Consider the following 25,650-nt stretch of genomic DNA (forward strand, 5'->3'; position numbering starts at 1 on the left):
AATTTGATAATCTGATTTAAGAGAGATTAAATGAGAGCAATCAATACATAATTCTTTGATAAAAGGGGCGAGCCCAGATGCTGCAACCACCATTAAGGGATGAACTGACTCGAATACTCGAAGAGCATTCACTTGATGAAGAATTAAAAAAAGAGATCAATCAGGAAGCTCAAGCTGCTATACAATTTCATCTAGAGCATGAGGAAAATTACGAGCGTGTTGGCAATAGCCGAATTGCGGGCTACCCGGATTTGCCACCCTCGATCGAGTGGCCGTGTGATTCAGATGGAGAATATTATACGTTTATTGCTCAAATCAATTTGGGTGAAATGCCTTTTTCCCCATACGAGGGGTTGCCTCATCAGGGCATATTATACTTTTTTCTTGGGCTGGATGAGCCAGCTTATGATATTGACCATAAAGTCTTTTACTATAATGGTGACAGCAACGCTTTGAAGAGAACCTTACCGCCGACCGGGAAGGTTGAAGTATGTGCTGAGAACAGGGGTTTCACCTCGTATGCTATTTCTTTTCAGCCGATCTTGACGCTGCCATCGGAGGGTGAGCTGGGAGATATTCTGCTAGATGAGCATGAAGAGCTGTATGAGCTTCTATATGAACATAGCGACACGGTGTGGGGGCAGCATCAGTCTTTTGCCGGGAACACTCGGCGCGATGCTTATCTGTGCCGAAACGGGCTAAAGGAACTACTGTTTAATTGGCATAAGAGTGAGGATCAGATCCATAAGGAAGCCGAGCAAGCTATGCATAGGGGAAGTGCGGAGTATGCGGAGCATTTGCGATCCGAAGTGCTGCCTCAGCTGCAAGAATACCAGGCGAACCGGAAACAGCACGATCTAGCTTCGGAAAATTGGCATGTTCTGCTCTCGGTTTCTTCTTTGGATGAGGTCGGTATGTGCTGGTGGGACGCAGGGTATTTGGAATTTTTTATAGATCAAAGAGACCTGCAAAACCTTGATTTCACGCGAACGTATGTTAATCTGGCTACAAGCTAGCCAGGTGCAGCAGGGTTGCCTATACTTAAATGCTGGAACTGCGAGTTATTCATCATCAGGAGGCGGTCACAATGGTAAACATGAATAAGTGGACAGATTTTAGAAGGATAGCGCCTACTCGTCCATAGACTGCGTATTTCCTTCTTCATGAGGGTCAACACTACATGCAAGAATATCAAATTAGCAAAATGAAGGATTTCTCAAACGCTGAAATCGAACGTGTTCGAACGCTGGAGCAAATTTGCAGGACCTATGACAGCTCCGGTTTAAGGGTGGGCGTAGAAAGTCTTAAAGCCATAGCCGGAGACGAGGCTTACTTATGCTTTTTCAATAATAAGTTAATTGGTTTTATTAGTTGGTATACTTCTGATGGAACTGAAGCTAATGTGAACGGGATGGTTCACCCAGACTTTCGACGTCAAGGTGTATTCAATGCTCTGCTGAAACGTGCGATGTTCGAAATGCAAACAAAGCTAATTCAATCCTGCCGCTTTCGAGTCCCATCCAATTCACAACCAGGGCTTGAATTTATTAAGCATTTAGGGGCAAGCTTCCGTACGTCGGAATTTTTAATGAGTTTAACACAATTAAAAGAGGATATGCTACAGGGTACGGACATAATCTTGCGATCAGCGGAAGAACGGGATTTGGGTTTTATGGTCACTTGTTCATCACAAGCTTTTGGAGATTCGGAGTCTTGGACTAGAAGCTACTTTGCTCGTACGAAAGAACCTGAACGAATGAGTTACATTGCTTTAGACAGTCTTACACTCATAGGGATGATAAGAGTGAATTACCTGAATAGGGATACTGCTGTAATACATGACTTATGTGTCCTTCCATCTCAACAAGGTAAAGGATTCGGTCGAAAAATTCTTGTTGGTGCAGTCCAACTTATACTGGAGCGGAAATGTTCTATAATTCGCCTGGCAGTCGTGACAAGCAATAGACGTGCGCTGAATCTCTATCAATCCATAGGGTTTGTGGTAGCTTCCGAGTTTAATTACTATGTGACCTCTATGCAGGCTCTCGAAAACAATTTAAAGCATTAAACTAGCGGGACACGTTGTTTAATGGAACAGCGACAGTCTAGGATTTTATTTCTGCTGACAGTACGATTGGAATGAAAAAATGCTAAAGCCCTTCCGGCTTCCCATCAGGGAAGCAGCGGAAGGGCTTTTATTACATATACTTGTCTATACGGTGAGTTTATTTATACCCGCTGCACGGTAAACTCAAATTCCAGCTTTTGACCGGCCGGAATTTGATATTCCTCATGCACCGGAGCGCCCCAGCTGTCGTCGCCGCCTACGCCCATTTGCTTGCCAGCTACGGTGACAACGGTGTAATACACATTGGGCAGCTCATACAGATGGCCTGCACTTTCCAGCTCAAACGCTGTATACGGTGAAATATTGCATTCCACTGGTGCGGTGGCAGGTGCGGTAATGCGAATACCTCGCTGGGAATCGTCGGTAATATCGACCCGACGCACGCCTGTACGGTTGCCGGATTCCTGTGGCACGACATACCCGGACACGTTATCCGCAGCCTCGTTGCGGAATACGCCGAGTCTCGCGCCGAAGGCCCGGTCGATGTAATTCTCCTCCGGTCCCATCGCATACCAGTCCAGATGGCGATAGTCCGCCGGAACCTTGAACGAAAGGGCAAAGATCGGCAGGTTAGGCAGCCCTGATACTCCTTCATAGGTGGATTTTACGTTCAGACTACCATCCGCCAAGACGGTGTAGGCTACCGTTACCTGTGCGTCGGCATGAATGCTTAGGGTGTAGCGGAACGTAACGGTCACACGGTCTGTCTGCTCTTCCGTGACCTCGATGCCCACGCATTTACGTGTCAGACTTGCAGCGAACCAGCCGCCAGCTTCAAAGCCAAGTGCGGTTCCCCGATCATTGTCTGTGGTCGCCCGCCAGAACAGCGGAGCAGGAGGCGTAGCGATCATCTCACGTCCAGCGTAGCGAAGTGAGGTCAGGCTGCCTGCTCCTTTGGAGAACATGATGGTAAAATCCATACCGTGAACGCCGATATTGACATCGCCATGCACCACTCGTAGGGCTTCACCTGTTGGGGCTTTCAGCGGACTTGGATCTTCCACAATGAAAATATGCTGTCCGAAGGCTACTTCATGACCAGCCTCAGCCCAGAGCGTTGCTTCCTTCAGTACAAGCGCCGTGTGAATGACATATTCTCCGGGCTTCCCGTCCGTACTTGGGAACGTCAGTGGAATATAGGCTTCGGTCTGAGCCGCCACATCCACAGGACTTACATTTCGTGCGATCTCTTGACCCTCATGCAGCAGGCTGTACACCAGCTCGTATTCCCCCGTGCCCTCGAACAGGTTCTCGTTACGAATGGTTACGCCGCGCTGATCCGGGGTAAGCTTCAGATTTTGGTACAGGAATTTGACCTCCTGCATCTTCGGTGAAACCTTCCGGTCTGCATAGACAATCCCGTCCGTACAGAATCCATAGTCTGTTGGACGGTCGTCAAAGTCACCGCCGATTGCCAGGTACTCGCGTCCATAGCGATCTTTTTTCATGACCGCCTGATCAATATAATCCCAAATGAAACCGCCTTGGTACAGCTCATATTTGTTCTCCAGCTCGGTATACTTGTGCATGCCGCCTACGGAATTGCCCATCGCATGCATGTATTCACAACTGATATACGGCTTATGTGGGTTATCGTTCAAGTATTGCTCAATATCTGCAGGCTTGGCGTACATGCGGCTCTCCATATCGCTGATATCATCGTACGTACGATTGTGAAACACACCTTCGTAGTGCACCAAACGGCTCGGATCGGTGGACCGGAAATAGTTGGCGACATTGCGCAGCACTTCACCTGCATACGACTCATTTCCGCAGGACCAGATCAGAATGGATGCATGGTTTTTGTCCCGCTCCAGCATGGAAATAGCACGATCCATAACGATATCCTGCCACTCAGGCAGATTGGCCGGAATATTCCACGAAGGCTCGACCGCGCCGAGCTTTTGCCACGAACCATGTGTTTCCAGGTTCATTTCGTCAATCACGTATATCCCGTACTCATCGCACAGCTCATACCACAGCGTCTGATTCGGATAATGAGAGGTACGTACAGCATTCATATTGTTCTGCTTGAGTGTCCGAATATCCCACAGCATATCTTCACGGGAAATCGCACGTCCGGTACGAGCGTTAAATTCATGGCGGTTTACACCTTTAAAGACGATGCGTTTGCCGTTCAGATGCATGACCCTGTTCACCATCTCGAATTTGCGGAAGCCGACCTTTTGTGAGATCACCTCGACAAGTATTCCATCGGCATCATAAATTTGAATGAACAACGTATATAAATAAGGCTTTTCCGCGCTCCAGCGCTCTACTTGCTCCAAGGTAGCCGACAATGAAGCGGTGCCATCTGTAAAGTCAGCTTTTAAGGAAGCTATGATATGACCAGCAGCATCCTTCACATCGACAGTTGTATGGGCTGTTGCTGGTTGTTCCAAAGTCAGCTTCAATTCTAGCAAGCCCTGTGTGTAGGTAGCATCCAGATCGGCCTTGGCATGAAGGTCGCGTACGTGAACAGTAGGGATCGTATACAGATATACGTCTCTGAAAATACCTGAAAAACGCCAGAAATCTTGATCTTCCAGCCAAGCTCCTGTGCTTCTTTGATATACCTCGACCGCCAGCTTGTTTTCGCCAGCTTGCAGGTAGGGGGTTAGCTCAAAGTCAGACGGTGTAAAGCTGTCCTCGCTATAGCCGACAAATTGCCCGTTCAGCCATACATAGAAGGCTGACTCGACGCCTTGAAAAGAAATGAACACAGGCTGCGTGTCAGAAGCCATATTTTCGGGCAAAACAAAGCTTCTGATATAGCTGCCGACCGGATTGTGGTCTTGTGGAATATGAGGCGGGCGAACATCCGAATGTCCGTCCCATGGGTACATTGTATTGGCGTACTGCATTTGGCCGAAGCCTTGCGTCTGAATATGACCCGGCACCTGAATATCGCTCCAGCCGCCATGCTCAAAGTCGGGGGCATAGAATTCTGCTGGGCGAGTGGCTGGATTCGTCGCATAGTTGAACTTCCAGCTCCCATTCAGGCTGTGGCGCCAGGCCATATCGGCCTGGTGCTCTGCTTCCTGAAGCGTAGCGTAATATTTGTGATCGGAATAGGCTGGCAAACGATTTACCGCGAACTTGGTCACATCGGTGAGCCAGTCCAAACTAGGGGTATGAATGGTCAAGGCGAACACTCCTTATTTTTAAAATTGAATGAAGGCCGTACATAGCAATCTGTTATTTTACCGAGCCGACCATACCTGCAACAAAATGCTTCTGCATCAGGAAGAATACCAGTGCAGTCGGCAGTGTGGACAGAACAATGGCGATCATGATCACGCCGTAGTCTGGCGCATAGCTGGAGCCAAGGTTCGAGATCAACAGCGGGATGGTTTGATTTTCCGGCGTTTGCAGCACAATCAGAGGCCAGAGATAGTTGTTCCAGCTGGACATGAATGTAATGATCGCGGCAGCGGCGTAGGTTGTTTTCATCGTAGGCATATACACCCGGAAGAACAGACCCAGCTCGGATAATCCATCCATACGACCGGCTTCCAGTAGATCCTTGGGAAACATCTTGGTACTCTGACGGAAAAAGAAGATCAGGAACGCCGTAGTTACGGTCGGAATAACGACCGAAGAGAGTGTATCAATGCCGATCCACGGTATCACATTAGAAATGCCGCCGAACATCCGGTAAAGCGGGATCATGATGGCCGCAAACGGAATCATCATCGACATCAGCAGGATATTGAAGACCACATCTTTTGCTTTGCTTCTGTAAATTTCAAAGCCATAGCCAGCCAATGATGCAATGAGCATAGCCAGCAACGTCGTTGAAATGGAAACCTTTGCAGAATTGCTCAGTGCTGTTACGATGTCTACTTGTTCAAGCAGATTGTGCATGTTATCCATCAGATGGGAGCCCGGCAGAAGCTTGCCTTTGGTCACATCGACCGAGAGATTCGTGGAGCTGGATACCATCCACAGGAACGGAAAAATCGAAATGAATGACACAAGAATCAGAAAGGCGTACGTAAATGCTCTTTTTGTTTTCATCATTTTTTCTCACCTGCCACTTTAAACTGGATAATCGACAAGATAATGATCATAATGACGATGGAATAAGATACGGTCGCTGCATAACCAAAGTCGGATGAATACTTGAAGGACAGATTATAGATATATTGCGAAATAGAAGATGTGGCGTTACCTGGACCACCTTTGGTAATATTCATAATTTCATCGAAGAGCTGGAGTGTACCAATCGTCGATGTAATCGAGGTGAACAGGATAATTGGCTTAAGCAATGGAACGGTAATGCTGAAAAACTGCCGAATCGGGGAAGCTCCGTCAATACGGGCTGCTTCGTAGATAGAACTATCAATGTTCTGAAGACCCGACAGGTAAAAGATCATATTGTACCCGGTCCAGCGCCATGTGATCGCGATAATAATCGTTACTTTGGCCCAGAAAGGATCTGTAATCCATTGGATTGGCGTGCCAATCACGTGCAGATTCAGCAATAAGGAGTTCACCAAACCGTCAGATGAGAACAGATACTTGAAAACAACCGAATAGGCTACAAGGGATGTGATACACGGCAAGAAGATGGCGGTGCGGAAAAAGCCCTTGAATTTGAGGTTTTTATCATTCAACAATACGGAAATAAACAGAGCCAGAATGACCATTAAAGGTACTTGGAAAATTAAGTAGATAAACGTGTTTTTCACGGCGGTGATGAACATTTTGTCGGTGAACAGACGCTTGTAGTTATCAATGCCGTTAAAGCTCAGATTAGAACCTGTACCCGTCTTAAAGGATAAGATGAGCGCCTGAATCATCGGATAAAAATAAAAAGCGGCAATCATGATTACTGCGATGGATATGAACAACCATCCTGTCATACCTGCTTTAAGACGTGTTGTAGTCATTTTGGGCGCGGCTGTTTTCATACCATGTCAACTCCCTATGCAGCAATAAAACCTTGAACTCGCAAGCCCAAGGTTTTAAGTGCTTATCGTTTTATTGTTTAGCCTTGGCTAGATGGACTGTCTTATTTAAGCTGTGCTTCCGCTTGTCCTTGAGCGTCCTTCAGAACTGTGTCTACATCTTTTCCGTTCAGGTAGTTTTGAATTTCAACGGTCATGATGTCCTCAATGGCATACGTGTGCAGGCCGTAATTGACTTTTGGAACTTGTTTAGTCCAATCAGCAAACTTCTTGTATACTTTGTCGCCACCGAAGTAAGCATCTTCCACGTCGTAAGCTTTACCGCTGGAAGCTGCGTTCAATGAACCGACAATTCCGATTTTGCTCAGCATATCTTGATACAGCTCCGGATCGGAACCAAATGTTTCTTTCAGGAAATCAGCAGCGGTATCTTGACCGTCCGAGTTGAGGACATACCAGGAGCTGCCGCCGAGGCTGGAAGCATTCACGGATTCAGGTATATTTTTCAGTTTAGGGAAAGGAACAACAGCCCATTTACCGGATTGCGAAGCTTCAGCCTTAATCGAAGGTGTAATCCAGTTACCTGTAGGTACGGAAGCAACTGCACCGCTGTTGAACGCGGCCAGGAACTGACTCCAGTCGGCATTCATTTTAACAATGTTGGCGTCGAACAAGGCTTTGTACGTTAAGAGTGCTTCTTTTAGAGCTGGGTTACCAGCCAGGTTTGGTGTTTTGCCGTCTTCCTTCAGGTACCAAGAACCTGCAGATTGGATCATACCACGGATCAGACCGAGGTCATTCGGATCTTGAGTCAGCATATCTTTGCCTGTTTTTTGTTTTACAGCTTTACCGATTTCAATAAATTTGTCCCAATCAATATTGGTCAGGTCTGCCACTTTGTAGCCGGCTTGTTCCAAATAATCGGTTCTTACATACAATCCCATCACACCAGAGTCGAAAGGAACTCCGTACTGCTTGCCGTTGAAGCTGGTCGGCCCGATTTTATAATCAGCGAAGTCGGAGGCTTTGATCGTGCTGCTCATATCATGGAAAGAATCTGGATAAGCCTGCAGGAAGTTCTGTGCACGGTAATCCTCGATCAGGACCACGTTCGGCAATCCTTTGGTAGAACCAGAGTTGAGGCCAGCATTCATTTTTTGTACGATGTCGTTTTGAGCATATTCAACAATGTTTACGGTTACATCTGGATGTTTGGCAACATAGCGATCTTTTGCCAGCTTCAGGGCTGCGATATTAAAGTTCGGGTCCCAAGCCCAGACTGTAATTTCTTTCTTGCCTGAATCTGTAGTCGTAGTAGCTGCTTTTTCAGAATTGCTGGAGCATGCGGAGAGCAAGATCAAGCTTGCAATCAGCAGAAGGAAAGACATTTTTTTCATTTTATTCAACCCCTACTCTTTTTTTATATGTGGCTAACCATGATGTAAAACTTCTCTTGAAAGCGGTTACCTTGTTTATGAATTTAGTTTATCATCCTTGCTTTGCTGGCAGTTAGGAATATCTTTATACAGATTGGTCTTATTATTATGATTTATCCAAAAAGGCACCGCTTACATTTGTACTTTCTTTAGGTTTAGGTATTTTTTATAGACTGAACTAAAGTTGTTCACGAAGCGCCACTGCGCGACCGGATGGCGTTTCCCATCGCGTACAGCACCATTCCGCCCACTCCGTTCTTGTTCCACCTTCTTTGTTTAGTTCAGTCTATATTTTTTATGAAGTAGGAGGGGCGGGTTTTACGATCAGTGGCAGGGTCATTCTAACTTTGGTGCCCTCGCCCTTCTTGCTGGAGATGGTCACCCCATATTCTTCTCCATACAGAAGGGTAATGCGGTTGTGTACATTCTGGATGCCGATGCCCGTAAATAGTTGGCGTTTGCTCTTAGGATTCGGCAGTCCGTCTTGCGCTGTATGCCCATCCAAATCCATACCGTCTCCATCGTCAACCACCTCACAGATCAAAGTATCCTCCGTTTTGGACACCAGAATATAGATGTTCCCTGTATTTTTCTCATTAAATGCATGGAAAAAAGAGTTTTCAATAAAAGGCTGAATGATGAGCTTGGGCACATGATACTCCAGACAATCGGGTGATACAAAATAGTTCACTTGTACTCGCTGCCCGTAGCGCACATGATTAATAAATACATAATTTTGCATGTTGGCCATTTCCTGATCGATAGTGATCGTTTCGCTCACATTGCTGATGGTATTTTGCAGCAGGGAAATGAGTGCATTAATCGTCTCGGCGGCGGTTTCCTTGTTTCCCTTGAGCACTAGCATTTTTATGGAAGCCAATGTATTGTACAGAAAATGTGGATTAATCTGTCGTTGTAGTGCAGCAAGTTCGGCATTTCGTTGGCCTTTTTGCGTTTCTAAAAGCTTGCGAATATAATCATTTAGTTCATCGAGCATGTAGTTGTAAGCATGACTTAATTGTCTGACCTCGTAGCTGCCTGTGACCGGGATATAATTATCAAAATTTTTCTCGCGTATCGTCGACATTTGCTTGACCAGCCGAGTCAGTGAACGGATCAGGCGGCGGGAAATGAGAAAAACAATCACCAAAGCAATCAGTACAATGGCGATGCAGATCCATACCACAGATTTAACGTCAATAATTTGCCCAATCGCGGTTTGTCTATCGATCATGTTCACCAGATAAAAATCAAATGAAGGAATATAGTTGGAAAGGACAATACTCTCCTTATTCATCACGTCCGCATTAATATAGTTCAGACCCTGTTCATTGATTTTGGTGGCATAACCCAGCAGCTCACTAGAGCGCTGTCCGATCAGGTCCTGGCGGTTGCTGGATACAATCAGTCCCGTCTTGTCCAAGATCAGCACGTCATTACCGTTACTCGTGAAATTGTTATAAAAACGCCGAAATTCCGGTTCTCGGATAGCGATATAGATCATACCGTACACGGTGCCGCTCGTTCGCTCCATAAATACTTTGGATGCGATAATATAGGGAGTTGGCTTCTGTGTAGTGCTATTCATTTGTCGATGAAACAACTCCGTATCCATCTGGTACATAAGCTGGGCAGGTCGTGCCACGCTTCGGGCTGTAATGGCACTGCTTTTAAGCTGTTCCGCACTTACAGGCCAATAGGACGAATCGGAGTAAAAGCTCCGTCCGTTCATGCCTGTTACAGTGACACCGACATCATAAGCATCGACGTTCGATTTAATTTGCTTCATTTGTTGTGCCATACCAAAGTAAATTCTTGCCGAATTAATCGAGTCGGATTGGCCGCCAGTCAAATAGTTTTTGACGGTTCCATTTTCCGAAGCGTGGGTTACAGCATTCACGATAGAGTCATTGAAGGATTCAAAGCTGGACTGAATCTGGCTGAGCACCTTGGCATTCGTAATACTGAATGTTTCAGCGAAGAGTCGTTCAGACATTCGAATCGTCACCAAAGAGGTCAGCAAGGACACCGCCGTGATGCTGACCACCATAACAATAAAGATTTTGAAGAACAGACCTTGATATTTGATCTTGTGAATATATCTTTTCATATGCTATCTATCTCTTTTCTGCTCGCAGATATGCGCTTGCTCTCTAATGGAGATGCTCCCGGCGGTACTGGCTGGGCGAGTACCCCTTCAGTTTCTTGAACACTTTAGTAAAATAGCTGGGGTCCGAATAGCCTACTGTACTGCTAATATCTGAAATGGGCAGCGTACCCGACCGCAGTAATTCAGCAGCCTTTTCAACCCGAATTTTGTTCAGATACTCGCTAAACCCCTCTGTATGATGTGCCGTAAAATAACTGGACAAATAAGAGGGATTGAAATGGAAATATTGCCCGAGTGTCGTCAAATTGAGTGTTTCAGCATGATGTTCCTCGATATACTCCAGCAGTTTTTTCATGCCTGCACTACTTGCTTGCTGTGTTTTGGCCATGATCTGCCTGTTCGCTTCCTCCAAAAAAGTCTCCAGCAACCGCACGGCTTCATGTACATGAGGGGCATCATTAATTTTTTTGAAATAGGAATATTTGGCCGCATCCAGTTCCTTCATATCATAACCCTGATTCCCGAGCAAAATCGTAATGTTGAACACGATATTTCCGAGCAGTGACTTGAACTCAAAAGCGGTAGAGGTATAGTTGCCGGACATGGCCGCTACATAGGATCTTAAATCCTGAAAAGCTGTCTCAAAATGCTCGCGCTTCATCTCTTCCGTAAACTGTTTTAAATTAAACGAACTGTTTACCTGAACAGGCTGAGGGAGTTCATCTTCTATGAGCAGTGCTGTCTCCGGGAAATAAAAGCGGTAGCTTAGCAGCTTCGGTAGTTCATCCTGATAGACATTGCTAATCTGATTAAAATCATCAAATAGATGACTGACCGCCCAGCCTGTCTGTGAATCAATCTGCTTCGTATCTTGAGCCACTTCTCTAACTGCAGCCATCCAGGAGTTTGATTCCCGCGGCTCCAGATTGGCTAAAAAGACAGCCGCATACACATCAGATGGCAGTTGTCGTAGAACCACGTGTCCACAGGCAGAGGCTACTCGATCTGTAAGCTTGGGAAATAGGTCCGAAGCAGAGGTAGTGGTAGAGCGCACTGTATTCTGCTGTGCCGACTGTTCTATGCCTATGAGCGCAAAACGGGTATAAGGAAATGCTTGCTTCAGCAGCTCAGCGTCATAATCTATGCTATAGCCGGAGATCAATTTTTCAATCACATGGTCTATCGTAATTTGATTACCACCAGCATCTTCCTGATACTGAATGGATGGAATTTTGCGGGCCGTTCGCTGGAGCACCTGAAGCAGCTCATCTGTGTCCAGCTTGGGCTTCAAAATATAGTCAGCCACTCCTTGCTGAAAGGTGGAGCGCACGTAGTTAAACTCGCCGTAACTGCTGAGCACAATGACTTCGATATCTGGATAGTTCTGTCTGACGATGCGTGTCAGCTCTTCGCCGTCCATGATCGGCATTACGATATCTGTAATGACAATATGAGGACGCAAGGCTTCAATCAGCTCCAGGGCTTCTTTCCCATTGGAGGCTTCACCTACAATTCGAAATCCGTATTGCTCCCACGACAAATGATGTTTGATCCCTTGCCGTACCAATATCTCATCATCTACAATCAAAATGTTGCATAGCTCATTCATGGCAGCACTCTCCATAATTATATCTATTCAAAAAAGACGCCATTAAGGCGAGGGCCTGATCATCTGACAGACACATTTGATAACGCTTCCAACTTTAGCTAAAATCAAAGCATTCAATCTTTACATGCTAACATAAACGACACGGCGATTCCAAAGATAATTTAGTTCCAATGGTTTATAAAAGACCAAAAAAGCTGTCGAGAAGATCTCGACAGCCTGGACAACCGGGATTATTTATACAGTACCCCAGGTCCGATCTCCTGCCAAATATTTTTCAGTCAAAATAGACAGCAGTTGAATGCCAACCTCGTTGTGTCCGCCCTCAGGCAGGATCAGGTCGGCGTATTTCTTGGAAGGCTCAATAAATGCTTCGTGCATTGGCTTAACCGTCGTCAAATAGTGATCATGGATCGAATGGATGGTGCGCCCACGTTCCTCAATATCGCGAAGAACCCGACGCAGAATGCGCACATCAGGATCCGTATCCACAAATACCTTAATATCAAGCAGGCTGCGGAGCTTTTCGTCTGACAGTACGTGCAGACCTTCCAACATAACGATATGATTGGGCAGAAGCTCTACCGTCTCGTCCGTGGAGCGGGCATGAACCGTAAAGTCATATACGGGCGCTTGAGTCGCTTGTCCTTTTTTCAGACATTGGAGATGCTCAATCAGCAAGTCGTTGTCAAAGGCAAACGGATGATCATAGTTGACCAAAGCACGTTCGTCATAACTCAGATGTGAATGGTCTTTATAGTAGTTATCCTGAGATATGAAAGTCACTTTATTAGATCCCAGACGCTCAACGACGGCGCGTGCGACCGTCGATTTACCGGAACCTGTACCGCCGGCAATACCAATAATTAGCATGGCGTTTCACTTACCCTTCCCTAAATGTATCCCGATACAACTCAAGTATTGTAGCACAATGCACGCTTTTTTTCATCAATGTTGCACGTTGTATTTCTTCCATTTCCGGATCTTGGCCCTGAATGTTTTGAACGGTGCCACGGAATTGATATGAATCCACCTCGCCATAGGCCAATTTGGATTAGTCCCTGTCCACTTGTGAATGCCCTGGGTGAACAGCTCTTCATGACTGAGTGTGTCCACCCAATCCAGCCATGTCTGCTCAGCCAGCTTGAGCATATTGCGTAATTCATATAGAGAGTGATGGGAATAGGTCTTGTAGAATGCTTGGTATAGTTCGCCTAGTCTATTCCACTTGTAATTCGGGGCGGGCATGATAACGGTTTTTCCCTCCCGTTCGTCTCTGTCCCAGCTCATGACAAGATCAAGCCATCCGAGCTGGTAGGCAATCATTTCGGCAGGTGTTTTATCTACTTCGGCTATTCGAGTATCCTTGAGGGATTCGTCGATCTCTTGGAACTCATTGTCGAACAATAAGTAAGACGCATGAATGGCTTCTTTTAACTCCAATTTGGAAGCGTAATCGTAGCTAGACATCTAATCGCTCCTTTACATGATATGGGTGATACTAACTCCTTTATATGTACCATTCTCAATATGACAACCGTATGTCTTATTCAGAAATAAAAATATTGAGCCCGCATTGTGCGGGCTCATACCTGGCATTTACAATTGATTTGCACAGAGAGAATGCACCGTTACTTGGCGCAGAACGGCGTTGATGGTGTTTAAAGATTTTATTTCATGTCTCGCCAGTTTTGGATATTTTCTTCCCAAATATATTTATATTTTTCGACAATATCTTTAGCTGTCTTTGGTTTTTGTCCAGTCAATAATTCAATTGCATTAGACTCGACGTTTAAAAGACCTTCTTTAATGCTAGCATCAGTTGTCATGAGATCTTCGCCACAAAATGGAACAGGTGATTGAGAGAAATCGCCCGTAATCTCTTTGGGAATGTGTAACTTTTTCAGGTATTCATAATATTGCTCTGGATTAACAGGAATGTACTCAAGATTTTTACAAGAAATTTCTTTAATTAGGTTACAAAGATCTCTTACAGAAACAGACTCTGACCCTACAATGTTATAAGCCTTGTTGTCTTCGCCTTTTCCCAGGAGAGCTGCGGCTGCGGCTCTTGCACAGTCATCTTTGTGAACTAAAGTGGCTCGGCCTTCACCAGCAGTGCTTAACCATTTATTATCAGACATTAGTGCTAACATAGGATACATGGTCAGATAGTTCTCTAAATATAAATTATTTCTCATTGCATTATAGGTAATACCTGTTGACTTTAAATAATTTTCAGTCGCTGTATGGTCTGGAGTTACAAAAACGTGAGCATATTTTGGATCCGTTGCACCAATAAAAGAACTATATGTGATGTGAGAGATTCCTGCTTTAATTGCCGTATCAATCGCATTTTTGTGTTGTTGTACTCTTTTGCCTACTTCAAGGCCCGAGACAATATAGATACGATCACCATTTTTGAATGCTCGATCCATTGATGGAATGTCATCATAATTGATTTCAAAGATTTTCACTCCTGCATTTTCCCATCGTTGAACCCTAGCTTTGGGAATTCTATCTTTTTTCATGCAAGTGAAAGTTAGATTGTGACCATCTACTTCTTCAAGAACAGTTTCTGCTACGCGACTTGCTAATTGACCATCTACTCCTGTAATAATATAACGCATTTTTATACCTTCTTCCCTAGTGATAATTTTCACAAGGAAAGAATATCATAGGTTGACGCAAGTGTGTAATTACCTTATGTTATGATTTATAAAAAACATTTATTACTAAAAGGGTGTTTCAAATGAATATTCAACAACTAAAATGCTTTGTTTCTCTTGCTGAGACACTTAACTTTTCAACAACTGCGAATAAATTAAATTTGACACAACCTGCTGTGAGTCACAACATCAAAAGCTTAGAAAATGAATTGGGAATCGTTTTAGTTGTTCGGAACAAAAGAACTGTCAATTTGACTGTAGCCGGCAATAGTTTTTATGAAGATATTGAAGGGCTTCTATTTAGATTAGACCAATCCATAAAGAAAGCAAAACGACTTTCGGAAAAATATGATAGTACCTTAATCATTGGCTACACGGAGACTGTTTTTGAGAAGAAAGTTTTGCCGGATATTATTAAGCGATTTAAGGAAAAATATCCACAGATTCAAATTCAGTTAAAAAAATCCAATTTGACTAGAGAAAAAGATGACTTATTAAACCAAAAGTTTGATATTATATTTACTACAGAAGATAATTTAGGAAAGGACATTGATTTTTGCTTTTACCCCGTTCTTAAAGGCTCGTATGTTTGTGTTTTGCCCCAAAATCATCCTCTTGCGAATGAACGTGAACTAAACTTCGAACAATTAAATCATAAATCGATCATTTTATTTAACGAGCACCAATCCCCTCCAACACTAAAAAGCATGCACAGGAAAATTATTGAGAATTGTCCTGATTCAAGTTTTACCTACGGGGATACCATAAATACAATAAACACCATGATAAAAAGTGATCTTGGTGTTTCGGTTCTGCCGAATTTCGTGGTTGTTGAGGATAACGAGATCTCGTTTGTTCCTTTAAGCTACACTGAAGAAGTGATTTATGGTGTTGCTTGTCTTCGAGGTGAAGAGCGCTTAGAAGTAAAACGATGGATTTCAACTTTAAAAGAATTACTCACCTGAACCCAGTTCTTCGCTCACAATAGCGTAAAGAAAAGGAAGAACTTCCGGAGTCTCGTATGTTGTCTATCCACCGTCTTCATCCCTATTTTGGTTATCTGCGTATGACAGCCGCTTTACGTAAGGAAGGCTTCTTGGTCAACCACAAAAAAGGTATACCGACTCATGAGAAAATGGGGAATTCAGTCGGCTAGAGGGGGTTATTCTCCATTCAGACCAGGGTTTTCAGTATACCTCGAAACCGTTTAACCGCAAGCTTAAAAGCTCGGAATCCTTGGAAGCCATTCCAGGAGAGGAAACTGTCTAGACAATGCCTGCATAGAGTCCTTCTTTTCTCACCTGAAAACAGAAAAGATTTATTTAAGCAAACCCGAAACCTTTGCTGAGGCAGAACAACAGGTATGTGAATATATCTCATTTTATAACCAAAGTAGATTCCAGAAAAAATTAAACAACCGTTCCCCGGTTGACTACCGAGAAACGGCTGCTTAAAAGTGTCTTTTTAGTCCTGTCTACTTGACAGGGGGATGACCAACAACCAGATGTTTTTTATCTTGTCTACTTGAAAGGGATAATACCAAAGCGGTGTTTTTATTTTAAGCTCTCGCAAATGATTATGACAAATTCCACTCATATGTAAGCTCAACATGGTCAACGCCCCATGCACTGCTGCGGTATTCCTTCTTAAATCTGAAACCTGCTTGTGTATACATATGAATCGCATGTTTTTGGTCTTCCGTTGTTTCCAGATAAACTTGCCGATAACCTTTTTCCCTGCAATACTGTGTCGCTTGACTCAGCAGCCTTTTCCCAAGCCCCATTCCTCTAAAGTCAGGATGTAAAATAAACCATCTCAATTGAGCTTTTTCTGATGTATGGCCGACAATCGCAATAGCGCCAATTATTATTCCGTTTGCTTCAGCAAGCCATATCCTGTCTTTTTCCGGACTATAGTTCTCCAAGAACTCATAAAAGGTTTTGCAGACATATCCTTCAAATACATGATTGTATCCGCATTCTTTGGCATATATCCTGCCGTGCAGGTAAATCAGATAACCAATATCTCCAGCTCTAATCTCTGAACGTATGCTAACTTTTTCTTCTGTGGAAACAGGGTTGTCAGTTAGAGCACTTTCGATCATCTCCATGCCCTCCACCAACTTTTTTTGGTTATGTACTTGCAGTTTGTCAACCATTTGGGAAATTTGTTGGTCGGAAAGCGCGTCCAGTCTGGCAAGCGTCTCCCGTCCTTTATCGGTGAGATAGAGAAAATATAATCGCCCATCCTCAGCAGACCGCACTTTGTAAGTCAGGTTAAACGCCTCAAATCGTTTCATCATCCTGCTTAAATAGCCTGAATCCATTCTTAGGGCTTCGATCAACTTTTTCGACGTACAATTCTCGATATTATTCAGTTCGTATAATACACGAGCTTCAGATAGAGAAAATTCACTATCCAGCAAATACTGCTCTAACAGTCCAAGAACATTTGTATAAAAACGATTGAATTTTCGAATGGAATGAACTATTGACGTGTAGGTTGAATTCATAAGGATACCTCCTGAAATTACTATTTGGAATATTATGATAATGGAGATGTCTGACAAAGTCAATTATTTTATCTGACTTAGTCAGGTGTTTAATTCGCTCCACTCCTGCCCTTCCAAAAAATCATCATGAGATCGGAACTACTAAAGAGCTTTATATGTACGTGACGCTTCTGAACAATTCGACAGTATAAGCCCGCTGTCTGTTCAGCGAGAAAAGCATTCTTCCAGTTTTATTCATATCACTGACGAAAAGGACAACATCTGGTCAGGCATCCGAGTACGTCAGTCCATTGTTCACAGAATGATAAAAGCCTGAGAAACGATCTTTTGAAAGCAGGTTGTTTCTCAGGCTTCTTATATTTTTTCGCAACCTCTGCTGTAGCTGCTACAAAATCAGGATTTCTTGCCCACATATAGGCTTTCGCGCCTCTTTTTAAAAGCTCAAGAGCTAAATGCTTTCCAAAATCCCCGATTGGAGCCGCTGGGCCTCATTCCAGCCTTGGAACTGACCGGGTCCGCCTCAAGAGAGCTGCTGTCTACGGAGCCGATTATCAGAACCGCATCCATTCGTCAATAGTACTATTCCTCAGCAATTCGTTGGAGTTCAGATATAGGTAGTAAACAAAAAAAGAAGTCAGTACAGATATGCTCTGTTGCTGGCTTCTTTTTTTAATTACGTCTAGGCTTGCGTTCGGTACGACCTTAACCGATAACGACAAATGAGGATACGCCAGCAGGGACGGATCTAACCCGGAACAGCGTTCCGTCGTCTCTAAAGGTGCGCAGAACATAAGCTTGGTTCGTAGGTGTGCGGACCCTGCTGAATCGAGCAGTACCAAAACTGTCAAAGCCTGCAGCCTGGACGAAAGTTCCATCTAAACGGCGAAGTGTAGCGAAAAATCCGGTTGTATTAAAAGGTACACCATCATTGTTAGCCCAGATAACCGTAAATCGAGTAAGGGTTTGTGTTGGGCTCACATTGCGATATCTCGTAATAGGAACTTTTCTGCCCGTAGATTTCAGCGTTTTTGGAGGACGAATAGCCACTAAAAATCAACTCCTTTGTTGTGATGAGATATTAAATGCACACAAAGGAGTGTTGGACCGTGCTATAAACTACTCTACCTTAAAATAGGCATATAACGAACTCAAACGGGTACTCCCTATACCTTATAGCTCGATTTGGATCCTCATTATGCCCAATCGCGTCGTAACGTGAAGAGATCTTTTAACGCTTCTGTAGACAGTTCTGTAATCCAGCCCTCGGTACTGGTGATGATTTGGTCACTGAGCTGCTGCTTGCTCTCCAGCATTTCGTCAATGCGTTCCTCCAGCGTGCCGAGCGAGATGAATTTATGGACCTGCACATCTTTGGTTTGTCCCATCCGGTAGGCTCGGTCTGTAGCCTGATTTTCAACAGCCGGATTCCACCAGCGATCAAAGTGAAAGACATGGTTGGCAGCTGTCAGATTGAGGCCCACGCCCCCGGCTTTGAGCGATAAAATAAACACGGACGGTTGCTCGTCAGGAGGAAGCGTGTGAGATTGGAATTGCTCAATCATTCGGTCACGTGCAGATTTGGATGTACTGCCGTTCAGATAAAGCACGGGTTCTTGAAGCTCCAGAGAGAGTACCTGCTGAAGCATCTGCCCCATACCAATATACTGCGTAAAAATAAGACAGCGCTCGCCCTCCTCCCGCAGCTCCTTGACCATAGCAAGAATGCGCTCCAGCTTGGATGATCGACTAATGATCGCTTCAAGATCGGATTGACTATAACCAGAAGCTGTTGCATCCGGTAGCGCCTCCTTGGTCAAGAGAGCAGGGTGGTCACAAAGCTGCTTCAACTGGGTCAGAGCTGATAAAATAGCTCCTTTGCGCTCGATTCCCTCCAGCTTTTGCATCCGTTCCATCAACTCTTTAACAATCTGATCATAGAGCGCGCCCTGCTCAGAGGTGAGGTGAATGTATGTTTTCATCTCGTTCTTGTCGGGCAAATCGAGTTGTATCGCAGGGTCTTTCTTTTTGCGCCGCAGCATGAAAGGCTGAACCAGCTTTTGCAAATCCATCGTGCGCTGCTCGTTATGTTCTTTCTCAATAGCATTCATAAAACGATTGCTAAAAGCGCGTGAACTGCCCAGATAACCTGGATTGATAAAATCATAAATGGACCATAGCTCGGACAACCGATTTTCAATAGGTGTTCCTGTCAACGCGATACGATGACGTGCAGGGAAGCTGCGAACAGCAGTGGATTGCTTGGTTTGTGCATTTTTAATGTTTTGCGCTTCATCCAGGCAGAGCGAATCCCAGGTCATGCTTTGCAGCAGCTCTTGATCCAAAGCTGCTGTAGCAAAAGAAGTCAGGATAACATCAGCTTGCTCGACTTTTTCGCGGAACTGATCTCCCTGTTCTCGTTTGCTTCCATAGTGCAGCATGACCTTCAAGGAAGGAGCGAAGCGGCTGAGCTCCTTCTGCCAGTTGCCCAACACCGAAGTCGGGCAAATCAATAGGGAACTGGAGCGCACACCCGTCTCGGTGGCAATTTCCTGTAGGTGCAGTAAATAAGTAATAAACTGCACCGTTTTGCCAAGTCCCATATCATCGGCCAGGCAGGCGCCCAATCCAAAGCGCCGCAAAAAGGCAAGCCATGCGTACCCGTCCTGCTGATACGTCCGCAGCTCGGCTTGCAGCCCGTCCGGTACATCCAGAGCGGGCCATTCCGATTGCCGTCCGAGCTGGCTGATCAGCTTCAGTAGATGAGCGTTCAGCTCGACCTCCAGCCGGAAGCGTGCCGGGTCCTCCGGCTGCTCGCCCGAGGCGTCGCCTTCAGGCTCGTCAGTGTTGCCGAGCAGATGCAGCTGCAGGATGTCCTGAAAGGACAATCCCTGAGCGCTGTCGATCCCGTCCATGGCGCGGCGGATTTGCGCCAGCAGCGCAGGGTCGAGCGCGATCCATTGGCCGCGGAAGCGTACCAAGCGCTCGTTGCGAGCCACGAGCGCGGCGAATTCCGACTCGCTCAGATCGGCATCGCCGATGGCCACACGCCAATCGAACTGGACAATCGAGTCCAGTCCGAACAGCGAGCCGCCCTTCGCACGCGCTTCCGCCCCTTCGCCTGGGCGAACCTTGGCCCGCAGCTTTGGCTTCTTGCGGGTGGCTGCCTCCCACCAGGCCGGCAGTAGTACCTGCCAACCGCTTTCCAGCAGACGCTGGCTGTCGGTCGTCAGGAATTGCCACGCTGCTTCGTCGGTGAGCGGGCGACTCAGTATATCGCCGCGGCTTCCGGCACGCTGCCCTGCGGGCAACATGGCGGTCAAGCGTTCCAGCCATCCGCCTGAGCGCTCACGCACATGTGCCGTCCACGCATCAGGCCATGAACCGGATGCGTAACCATCATCGGCAAGCTGTACAGGCACCAGCAAGGCCGGGTCCTGCTTGTCCTGCAACACAAGCTTGAGCTGCCAGGCCGGCTCGTCGTCCTCCAGCTCTGGCTCCAGTAGTTGCAGAAGCGGGCGGAAAGGCGCGGTATCAGCCTTCCAGCCAATGGCGATCAGCCATGCCTGAGCGTCCAGACCGGCCGCGACCTGGCGATTAGAGGCGAAGAGAATCGGATATTCTCTTCGCAGGTCAGCGGCTTCCGCTTCGGTGCCGTACCAGCGCTGAAATATAGCGGCTGAGAACGCCGCTATCAACCCAGCGCGCTCGTTCTGATCCAATCGGTCCAGCAAAGCCAGCTCTGCCGGTTGGATATTTGCCAAGGCATCTGTATCCCATTCCCATTGCAGCTTTCCCGCCTGAGACGACGTAAAGCTGGGTACATAGGCTTTTGCCTCAATGCAGTGAGCCAATAGAGGGATCAGCCGAAGCCACGGGGCATTGGCCTCGTCCCAGATCCATTCGATATGCTTCAGCAGCTCCTGCTCAGACAGAAAAGGAATCACTTGCTCCGAGGGCAGCACGATAATATCGGTGTCTTGAACATGCTGAATCTCCAGTTCGGTGCCGTAAAATGAAGCCTCATGCCAAGCAAACAAACGTTGCTTCAACATTTGGCCGGAAATGCCATAGTTCATGGAGGAATCACCATAGATTAGCGCATCCCCATAGGTAGTTAATTGGATATGCACCGTAATTGATTCGGTATATTGGCTCATGATAACAATTTCCCTTTCCGCAATTCCTCCTGTAGCGCCCGCAGGCGGCTGTGACGGCTGGTAAAGGTCGTGAAGAACAGCTCCCAGCGTGTTTCTTGCTTCATTTTTTTGTACAGCTTGAACAATCGCTTTAACAGCTTAACTGCTGCTTTATAGCTGGATCTGTTTTTTTCCAGCACATAACGTTCTACCGCTTGATGGTAAAAGGGCAGCAGCAACTCGGGTGCATTCTTTTCAATCGGTTGCAGCACGCTCACCCGAAAACTTAAAGGTTCACTGCGTATACTTAGCTGATAGTCGATCCATTGTCGCCATTTTTCATGAGCAAGCAGGGCCTCTTCATACATCCCCCCGGCAAATGGAAGCATACCCATCAGCGTATCCCACATGTCCTCTTCTGCATCTGGAAGGTGCTGCAAAACCAGCTCCCAATAATGCATATAATCCTGTAAATGATCATCCCGATGACTGTGGAGCAGGGGACCGATATGCCGCAGTCCGTTTTTGAGACGTACCCAATCTTCAGCCTGTCGCAACGCGTATAAGAACAACAGCAATTGGCCAGAGGAGATTTTTAGTGGAAAAGCTCGTTCTGCCTCCTGTAGCAGTTCCCAGGCTTTTTGATCCTGCGCTTGGTATACATACATCCAGCTCTGAGCCAGCATCCATGGAAGCCGTGCCAGCGTTGCACTAAGGTCTTCCTCAGCTGCATGTAAATGCTGTAGCTCCTCTGTATATATGCTAGAATCCTGCCTTACAGGATGCACCCAGTACAGCCAAAATTGATAATATGCGTCCGAAAAATAAGTACCGTTTCGCGACTCTGTCAGCATTTTTCGGCGCAAATAGGCTAAGGTTTCTGCCATACGGGCTTCGTGCATCGGTTCATCGGTCGGCTCCAGTGGACTTTCAAAATCACGCTCGATCGCCTCCTTAAGCTCATCTGCGGCGATTTGGGTGTAGTAGCCCATATAGGTATGAGTAGGATAACCCGTCATGGGGGCCTGAGGCACCAGCTTTTCCAGTACACGCAGATGAGCATGCAGTCCATATAGCTGCTGCATGCCAGTTGACAGCGGTGGCTTCACCGCATAGATCGAAGCTAGAGCGCTTTGAACATATTGAGAATTTTGGGTGTGCACATGATTCAGGGCGATACACTGATCGAACACATCATGCCATTCCGAAATGGGCATGTCCGGTATGTTGCTTGCTTTTTTACTGAGAGCATCTCTTGTTGCTTCGTTGTGCTCTAGCGAAAGGTTCGACCGGGAAGCAGGTGGGGTACGGGTGTCTGCTTTGGCAGCCAACCGTGTGAATCCAGCCGAATGGGCATTCACTAATGCATGTACAGAACGTTCCTGTTCATTCGCGTAATTCAGCAATACGGCGATCATATGCTTGCAGTTGGTGTGAACAGGGCATGTACATCTGCTGGCTGCAAAAGCATTCAAGTGGAGGTCCACCTCGTAGAGCTCATTCCCATCCACGACAGCCGCGATATGGTCGGCATCAGGCATTGCAAATTCTTTTACCCTTCCCTGCTTGAAATACTGGAAACCTCGTTTGATTGTCACATCATTAAAATGGTCAGCCACGTTCTGAATAAGCTGCTGCCACTGTATATCATCCATAAGATAGGCTGGTTTCATATGATTAGTCTCCTAAGAGAGTATAGTTGATCTGGAAATAGCTTAACTCTTCCATTATATCAGTTCACGAATGTAAATTTGAGTGGAGGAGGCAGTTGGAAAATTTCGTAGAATTACCGCTGGTTAAAAAGTAAAACCCCTTACGCTTTAGCATAAGGGGAGGAGCCATTGGGAAGAACGAGGAGATATCTTTTACTGTTTCTCATCCGTTTTTTCTGTTCGATGGAAAACCATAGAGATGACGAGAAGCACCAAGGGTACTGCTGCGTTTATAACAATTCCAAAATAACCGATTATTTTATCGAAGTTGCCTATTTCAATGAAATTTTGGGGATATATGCTCAGGCAAAATAATATAATTAACGGGAGATAACAGATATACCCGTTCCACTTTTGGGTGAGCTGGCTGATCCCGGTAACAATATAGAAATAATAATTTGAGGCCGTCATAAAAATTTTGATCGTCCACAAAATGATAAATAATATTTCAAATCGTTCCAGAAACGCGCCGGGGAATTCAATTTGCTGTGCAAAAGAAACGACCGGCCACTGCAATCGGGAAACTTCTTCAACCCCCATACAGCCAACAACCATCGTTACCATCAAAATATACAAACCCATTGCAATCGAGTAGCCGATCCAACCAGCCTTCCATGCTTTTTGTGGATTGGCCATCACATTAGTTAAGATAAGGATGGATTCAAAACCCATTGTAGAGAAAGGGATAACTTTAAGTGACTCAAAGATCGGACGCCATCCTTTATGGAAAACCGGTCGCAAATTATCAAGATTAAAATGGTTGATATTAAAAACGATCAACAATAGAAAAACAATAAAGGTTAAAGGGAAAAAAAGCTCGATCAATCGAACCATTGCATGGAGACCGCCCCAGGTTAAATAACCAATTAGCAGAAGAAACGGCAAGAGAATCATGCTTATTGGCGTTCTCTCCAGCGCAAGACCTTTGAGGAACTCCGCCATCATTCTACATACAAGAGAGCAGATCATCATGCAGAATACAATAAATGCGATATTGATCAGAAAGCCGAGGAGTTTACCTGCAATCACAGGATTGAACTCATAGAACGTTTTTCCTGGAAATCGATGACATAATTTAACGTGGATAAAAATAACGACGATCCCAAGTAGAGTTGCCAGCAAAAGTCCCTGCCACACGTCGGGCGTTTTCGTCTTTTCCGCGATGGTTCTTGGTAAGCTGACAATACCCACAGCATATACAGTGGAGGTGACGGTGAATAAGGCTTGCAGGGTAGATATTTTTTCCTTTTTCATGGAAGGTATGTTAGACATTTACTCACCCTCTTCTTTTGTATAAGCACCAGTTCGCTTGATCTGTACTTTAGCCTTAACATCGATCGGTATTTGACTGAATGTATCTTGCCAATTTTCCTTTACCCGCTCCCAGTAAGCGGGATAATTTACTTTTACCTTTGTACCAAAACCGACTACATCTGCTTTCATTTCTTTCTGGAGAGTATTTAGTGAATGGGATACGGTCTGTTTGATTTGATCCTGCACCGCTTCTTTGGCAGTTTGGATGAAGGACTCCTTCAGGAAGTCTACAGAATTAACCGTGCTTTCATTAAGTTTGGTATCGGCTTGAATACGAACTGTGAATGAGAGATCCTGCCCATTCAAGTGGGGAATAAGTTTTGTGTGGACATCCTCAACGTCAAACACCATCGACTGGTTTGACTTGGACATCTCTGTTTTAATAATGGAATCTTTTGTTTTTCCAAGCAGCCAGTTAATTCCGCTGACATCCTCTTCGTCTACCCTATAGGCAAACTTCTTCGTTTTGCCGCTGATCAGAGCTGCTCCTGAAAAGTGGTTGCCTCCATCGGTTTCTATGTATTGGATGAGAAAGTCAGCTCCTTGTGAGATTTTAGTAGAAATTTCCCCTAATGTTATTCTAGAAGGTATTTTTGAGTTTAAATCGCTATTTTTAGCTAATGCCTCAAGGTCAATAGAAGGGATCTCTTGATGCTTGCCGATCTTATTGAGCGCTTCTTTTGCATTGCCTTTTATGATCATAACAAGTGATTTTCGACTTGGTTTATAGGATTGAGTAAACGTATCCAACAATTGGTCGATTCTTCTTTTTTGTATAGCTTCGTCACTAATTAAAATCAAGCGAATAAAACTATATAAAGGAGCACGGGATACCTGCTTGGCCTGTTCCCTGGAAGCAGACTGAATGGAATCCTTGTCTAAAGTGGTTACGTTGGTGTACATATTTCTTCTGGATTTCTGCGCTATTAAGTGCTGGTAGGTAAGTTCCAGCTTGTCCTGCTGATCCGTATCAATGGCGACACCCTGGATAATACTCAAGGTATCGATCTCTTTACTATCCCAACAGCCGGCGAGAAGAGCACATGCGATCCATGCGGCAAAGCATTTTTGTACCCATAGGGTTCGACGAAGCAGAAAGGGGGAAGAGATCATA

Annotated in this window: 18 protein-coding genes and 1 pseudogene; 4 read left to right on the plus strand and 15 right to left on the minus strand. The window is 45.5% G+C overall.

Going from position 1 to position 25,650, the window contains the following annotated elements; translation table 11 throughout:
* Positions 1–77: 77 nt before the first annotated feature.
* A complete protein-coding gene (locus ACQQ6X_RS23475) occupies positions 78–1,016 on the plus strand; it encodes a YwqG family protein (protein WP_305167272.1) in 939 nt (312 codons plus the stop codon).
* 164 nt (positions 1,017–1,180) lie between these two features.
* Positions 1,181–2,068 (plus strand): GNAT family N-acetyltransferase, encoded by an 888-nt coding sequence (locus tag ACQQ6X_RS23480; protein ID WP_305167273.1) that lies wholly within the window; start codon positions 1,181–1,183, stop codon positions 2,066–2,068.
* A 161-nt stretch (positions 2,069–2,229) separates the two neighbouring features.
* Here ACQQ6X_RS23480 and ACQQ6X_RS23485 read toward each other — a convergent pair whose 3' ends face one another.
* The 9 genes from ACQQ6X_RS23485 to ACQQ6X_RS23525 all read right to left on the minus strand — a co-directional run bounded on the left by ACQQ6X_RS23485 (position 2,230) and on the right by ACQQ6X_RS23525 (position 14,823).
* Complete coding sequence (locus ACQQ6X_RS23485) at positions 2,230–5,274, minus strand: glycoside hydrolase family 2 TIM barrel-domain containing protein (protein ID WP_305167274.1); 3,045 nt, start codon at positions 5,272–5,274, stop codon at positions 2,230–2,232.
* 52 nt (positions 5,275–5,326) lie between these two features.
* A complete protein-coding gene (locus ACQQ6X_RS23490) occupies positions 5,327–6,151 on the minus strand; it encodes a carbohydrate ABC transporter permease (protein ID WP_305167275.1) in 825 nt (274 codons plus the stop codon).
* Positions 6,148–7,044 (minus strand): carbohydrate ABC transporter permease, encoded by an 897-nt coding sequence (locus ACQQ6X_RS23495; protein WP_013368915.1) that lies wholly within the window; start codon positions 7,042–7,044, stop codon positions 6,148–6,150. Before ACQQ6X_RS23495 ends, ACQQ6X_RS23490 begins: the two co-directional genes overlap by 4 nt.
* A gap of 101 nt (positions 7,045–7,145) precedes the next feature.
* The gene (locus tag ACQQ6X_RS23500; protein ID WP_305167276.1) at positions 7,146–8,438 is read right to left on the minus strand and encodes an ABC transporter substrate-binding protein; all 1,293 of its coding nucleotides are present in this window, start codon (positions 8,436–8,438) and stop codon (positions 7,146–7,148) included.
* Between the two features lie 334 nt (positions 8,439–8,772).
* A complete protein-coding gene (locus ACQQ6X_RS23505; protein WP_305167277.1) occupies positions 8,773–10,587 on the minus strand; it encodes a cache domain-containing sensor histidine kinase in 1,815 nt (604 codons plus the stop codon).
* A 43-nt stretch (positions 10,588–10,630) separates the two neighbouring features.
* The gene (locus ACQQ6X_RS23510; protein ID WP_305167278.1) at positions 10,631–12,196 is read right to left on the minus strand and encodes a response regulator transcription factor; all 1,566 of its coding nucleotides are present in this window, start codon (positions 12,194–12,196) and stop codon (positions 10,631–10,633) included.
* A 234-nt stretch (positions 12,197–12,430) separates the two neighbouring features.
* A complete protein-coding gene (gene udk, locus ACQQ6X_RS23515) occupies positions 12,431–13,066 on the minus strand; it encodes a uridine kinase (protein WP_013368919.1) in 636 nt (211 codons plus the stop codon).
* A 75-nt stretch (positions 13,067–13,141) separates the two neighbouring features.
* Positions 13,142–13,663, minus strand: coding sequence for a ClbS/DfsB family four-helix bundle protein (locus ACQQ6X_RS23520; RefSeq protein ID WP_305167279.1), 522 nt, complete (start codon positions 13,661–13,663; stop codon positions 13,142–13,144).
* Positions 13,664–13,863: 200 nt separating this feature from the next.
* On the minus strand, positions 13,864–14,823 hold the full coding sequence (locus ACQQ6X_RS23525; protein ID WP_305167280.1) for an NmrA family NAD(P)-binding protein: 960 nt from the start codon (positions 14,821–14,823) through the stop codon (positions 13,864–13,866).
* A gap of 122 nt (positions 14,824–14,945) precedes the next feature.
* Here ACQQ6X_RS23525 and ACQQ6X_RS23530 point away from each other — a divergent pair, with 122 nt between their 5' ends.
* Both ACQQ6X_RS23530 and ACQQ6X_RS23535 read left to right on the plus strand, forming a co-directional pair.
* Entirely contained in the window at positions 14,946–15,827 is an 882-nt protein-coding gene (locus ACQQ6X_RS23530; RefSeq protein WP_305167281.1) for a LysR family transcriptional regulator, read from the plus strand.
* Positions 15,828–15,850: 23 nt separating this feature from the next.
* Positions 15,851–16,316, plus strand: a pseudogene (locus tag ACQQ6X_RS23535) (transposase); the annotation flags it as partial.
* 122 nt (positions 16,317–16,438) lie between these two features.
* On the opposite strand, the gene ACQQ6X_RS23540 reads toward ACQQ6X_RS23535, so the two are convergent.
* The 6 genes from ACQQ6X_RS23540 to ACQQ6X_RS23565 form a co-directional block, all read right to left on the minus strand.
* Positions 16,439–17,374, minus strand: a complete 936-nt coding sequence (locus tag ACQQ6X_RS23540; RefSeq protein WP_305167282.1) for a bifunctional helix-turn-helix transcriptional regulator/GNAT family N-acetyltransferase — start codon at positions 17,372–17,374, stop codon at positions 16,439–16,441.
* Positions 17,375–18,076: 702 nt separating this feature from the next.
* A complete protein-coding gene (locus ACQQ6X_RS23545; protein WP_305167284.1) occupies positions 18,077–18,421 on the minus strand; it encodes a hypothetical protein in 345 nt (114 codons plus the stop codon).
* Between the two features lie 146 nt (positions 18,422–18,567).
* Complete coding sequence (locus tag ACQQ6X_RS23550; RefSeq protein WP_305167285.1) at positions 18,568–21,531, minus strand: DEAD/DEAH box helicase; 2,964 nt, start codon at positions 21,529–21,531, stop codon at positions 18,568–18,570.
* The gene (locus ACQQ6X_RS23555) at positions 21,528–23,183 is read right to left on the minus strand and encodes an SWIM zinc finger family protein (protein WP_305167286.1); all 1,656 of its coding nucleotides are present in this window, start codon (positions 23,181–23,183) and stop codon (positions 21,528–21,530) included. The genes ACQQ6X_RS23550 and ACQQ6X_RS23555 overlap by 4 nt, the downstream gene beginning before the upstream one ends.
* Before the next feature lie 192 nt (positions 23,184–23,375).
* Positions 23,376–24,476 carry a GerAB/ArcD/ProY family transporter gene (locus ACQQ6X_RS23560; RefSeq protein ID WP_305167287.1) on the minus strand — a complete coding sequence of 367 codons (1,101 nt, stop codon included), beginning with the start codon at positions 24,474–24,476 and terminating at the stop codon, positions 23,376–23,378.
* 18 nt (positions 24,477–24,494) lie between these two features.
* Positions 24,495–25,649 (minus strand): Ger(x)C family spore germination protein, encoded by a 1,155-nt coding sequence (locus tag ACQQ6X_RS23565; RefSeq protein WP_305167288.1) that lies wholly within the window; start codon positions 25,647–25,649, stop codon positions 24,495–24,497.
* Position 25,650 lies beyond the last annotated feature (1 nt).

Origin of the sequence: Paenibacillus ottowii (assembly GCF_050516475.1) — a bacterium.
Lineage (GTDB): Bacteria > Bacillota > Bacilli > Paenibacillales > Paenibacillaceae > Paenibacillus > Paenibacillus ottowii.

Coding starts and splice junctions, on each gene's coding strand:
- ACQQ6X_RS23475 (WP_305167272.1), top strand. CDS start 78: ATGCTGCAACCACCATTAAGGGATGAACTGACTCGAATACTCGAAGAG.
- ACQQ6X_RS23510 (WP_305167278.1), bottom strand. CDS start 12,196: ATGAATGAGCTATGCAACATTTTGATTGTAGATGATGAGATATTGGTA.
- ACQQ6X_RS23530 (WP_305167281.1), top strand. CDS start 14,946: ATGAATATTCAACAACTAAAATGCTTTGTTTCTCTTGCTGAGACACTT.
- ACQQ6X_RS23480 (WP_305167273.1), top strand. CDS start 1,181: ATGCAAGAATATCAAATTAGCAAAATGAAGGATTTCTCAAACGCTGAA.
- ACQQ6X_RS23565 (WP_305167288.1), bottom strand. CDS start 25,649: ATGATCTCTTCCCCCTTTCTGCTTCGTCGAACCCTATGGGTACAAAAA.
- ACQQ6X_RS23555 (WP_305167286.1), bottom strand. CDS start 23,183: ATGAAACCAGCCTATCTTATGGATGATATACAGTGGCAGCAGCTTATT.
- ACQQ6X_RS23525 (WP_305167280.1), bottom strand. CDS start 14,823: ATGCGTTATATTATTACAGGAGTAGATGGTCAATTAGCAAGTCGCGTA.
- ACQQ6X_RS23500 (WP_305167276.1), bottom strand. CDS start 8,438: ATGAAAAAAATGTCTTTCCTTCTGCTGATTGCAAGCTTGATCTTGCTC.
- ACQQ6X_RS23560 (WP_305167287.1), bottom strand. CDS start 24,476: ATGAAAAAGGAAAAAATATCTACCCTGCAAGCCTTATTCACCGTCACC.
- ACQQ6X_RS23505 (WP_305167277.1), bottom strand. CDS start 10,587: ATGAAAAGATATATTCACAAGATCAAATATCAAGGTCTGTTCTTCAAA.
- ACQQ6X_RS23540 (WP_305167282.1), bottom strand. CDS start 17,374: ATGAATTCAACCTACACGTCAATAGTTCATTCCATTCGAAAATTCAAT.
- ACQQ6X_RS23490 (WP_305167275.1), bottom strand. CDS start 6,151: ATGATGAAAACAAAAAGAGCATTTACGTACGCCTTTCTGATTCTTGTG.
- ACQQ6X_RS23550 (WP_305167285.1), bottom strand. CDS start 21,531: ATGAGCCAATATACCGAATCAATTACGGTGCATATCCAATTAACTACC.
- ACQQ6X_RS23495 (WP_013368915.1), bottom strand. CDS start 7,044: ATGAAAACAGCCGCGCCCAAAATGACTACAACACGTCTTAAAGCAGGT.
- ACQQ6X_RS23520 (WP_305167279.1), bottom strand. CDS start 13,663: ATGTCTAGCTACGATTACGCTTCCAAATTGGAGTTAAAAGAAGCCATT.
- udk (WP_013368919.1), bottom strand. CDS start 13,066: ATGCTAATTATTGGTATTGCCGGCGGTACAGGTTCCGGTAAATCGACG.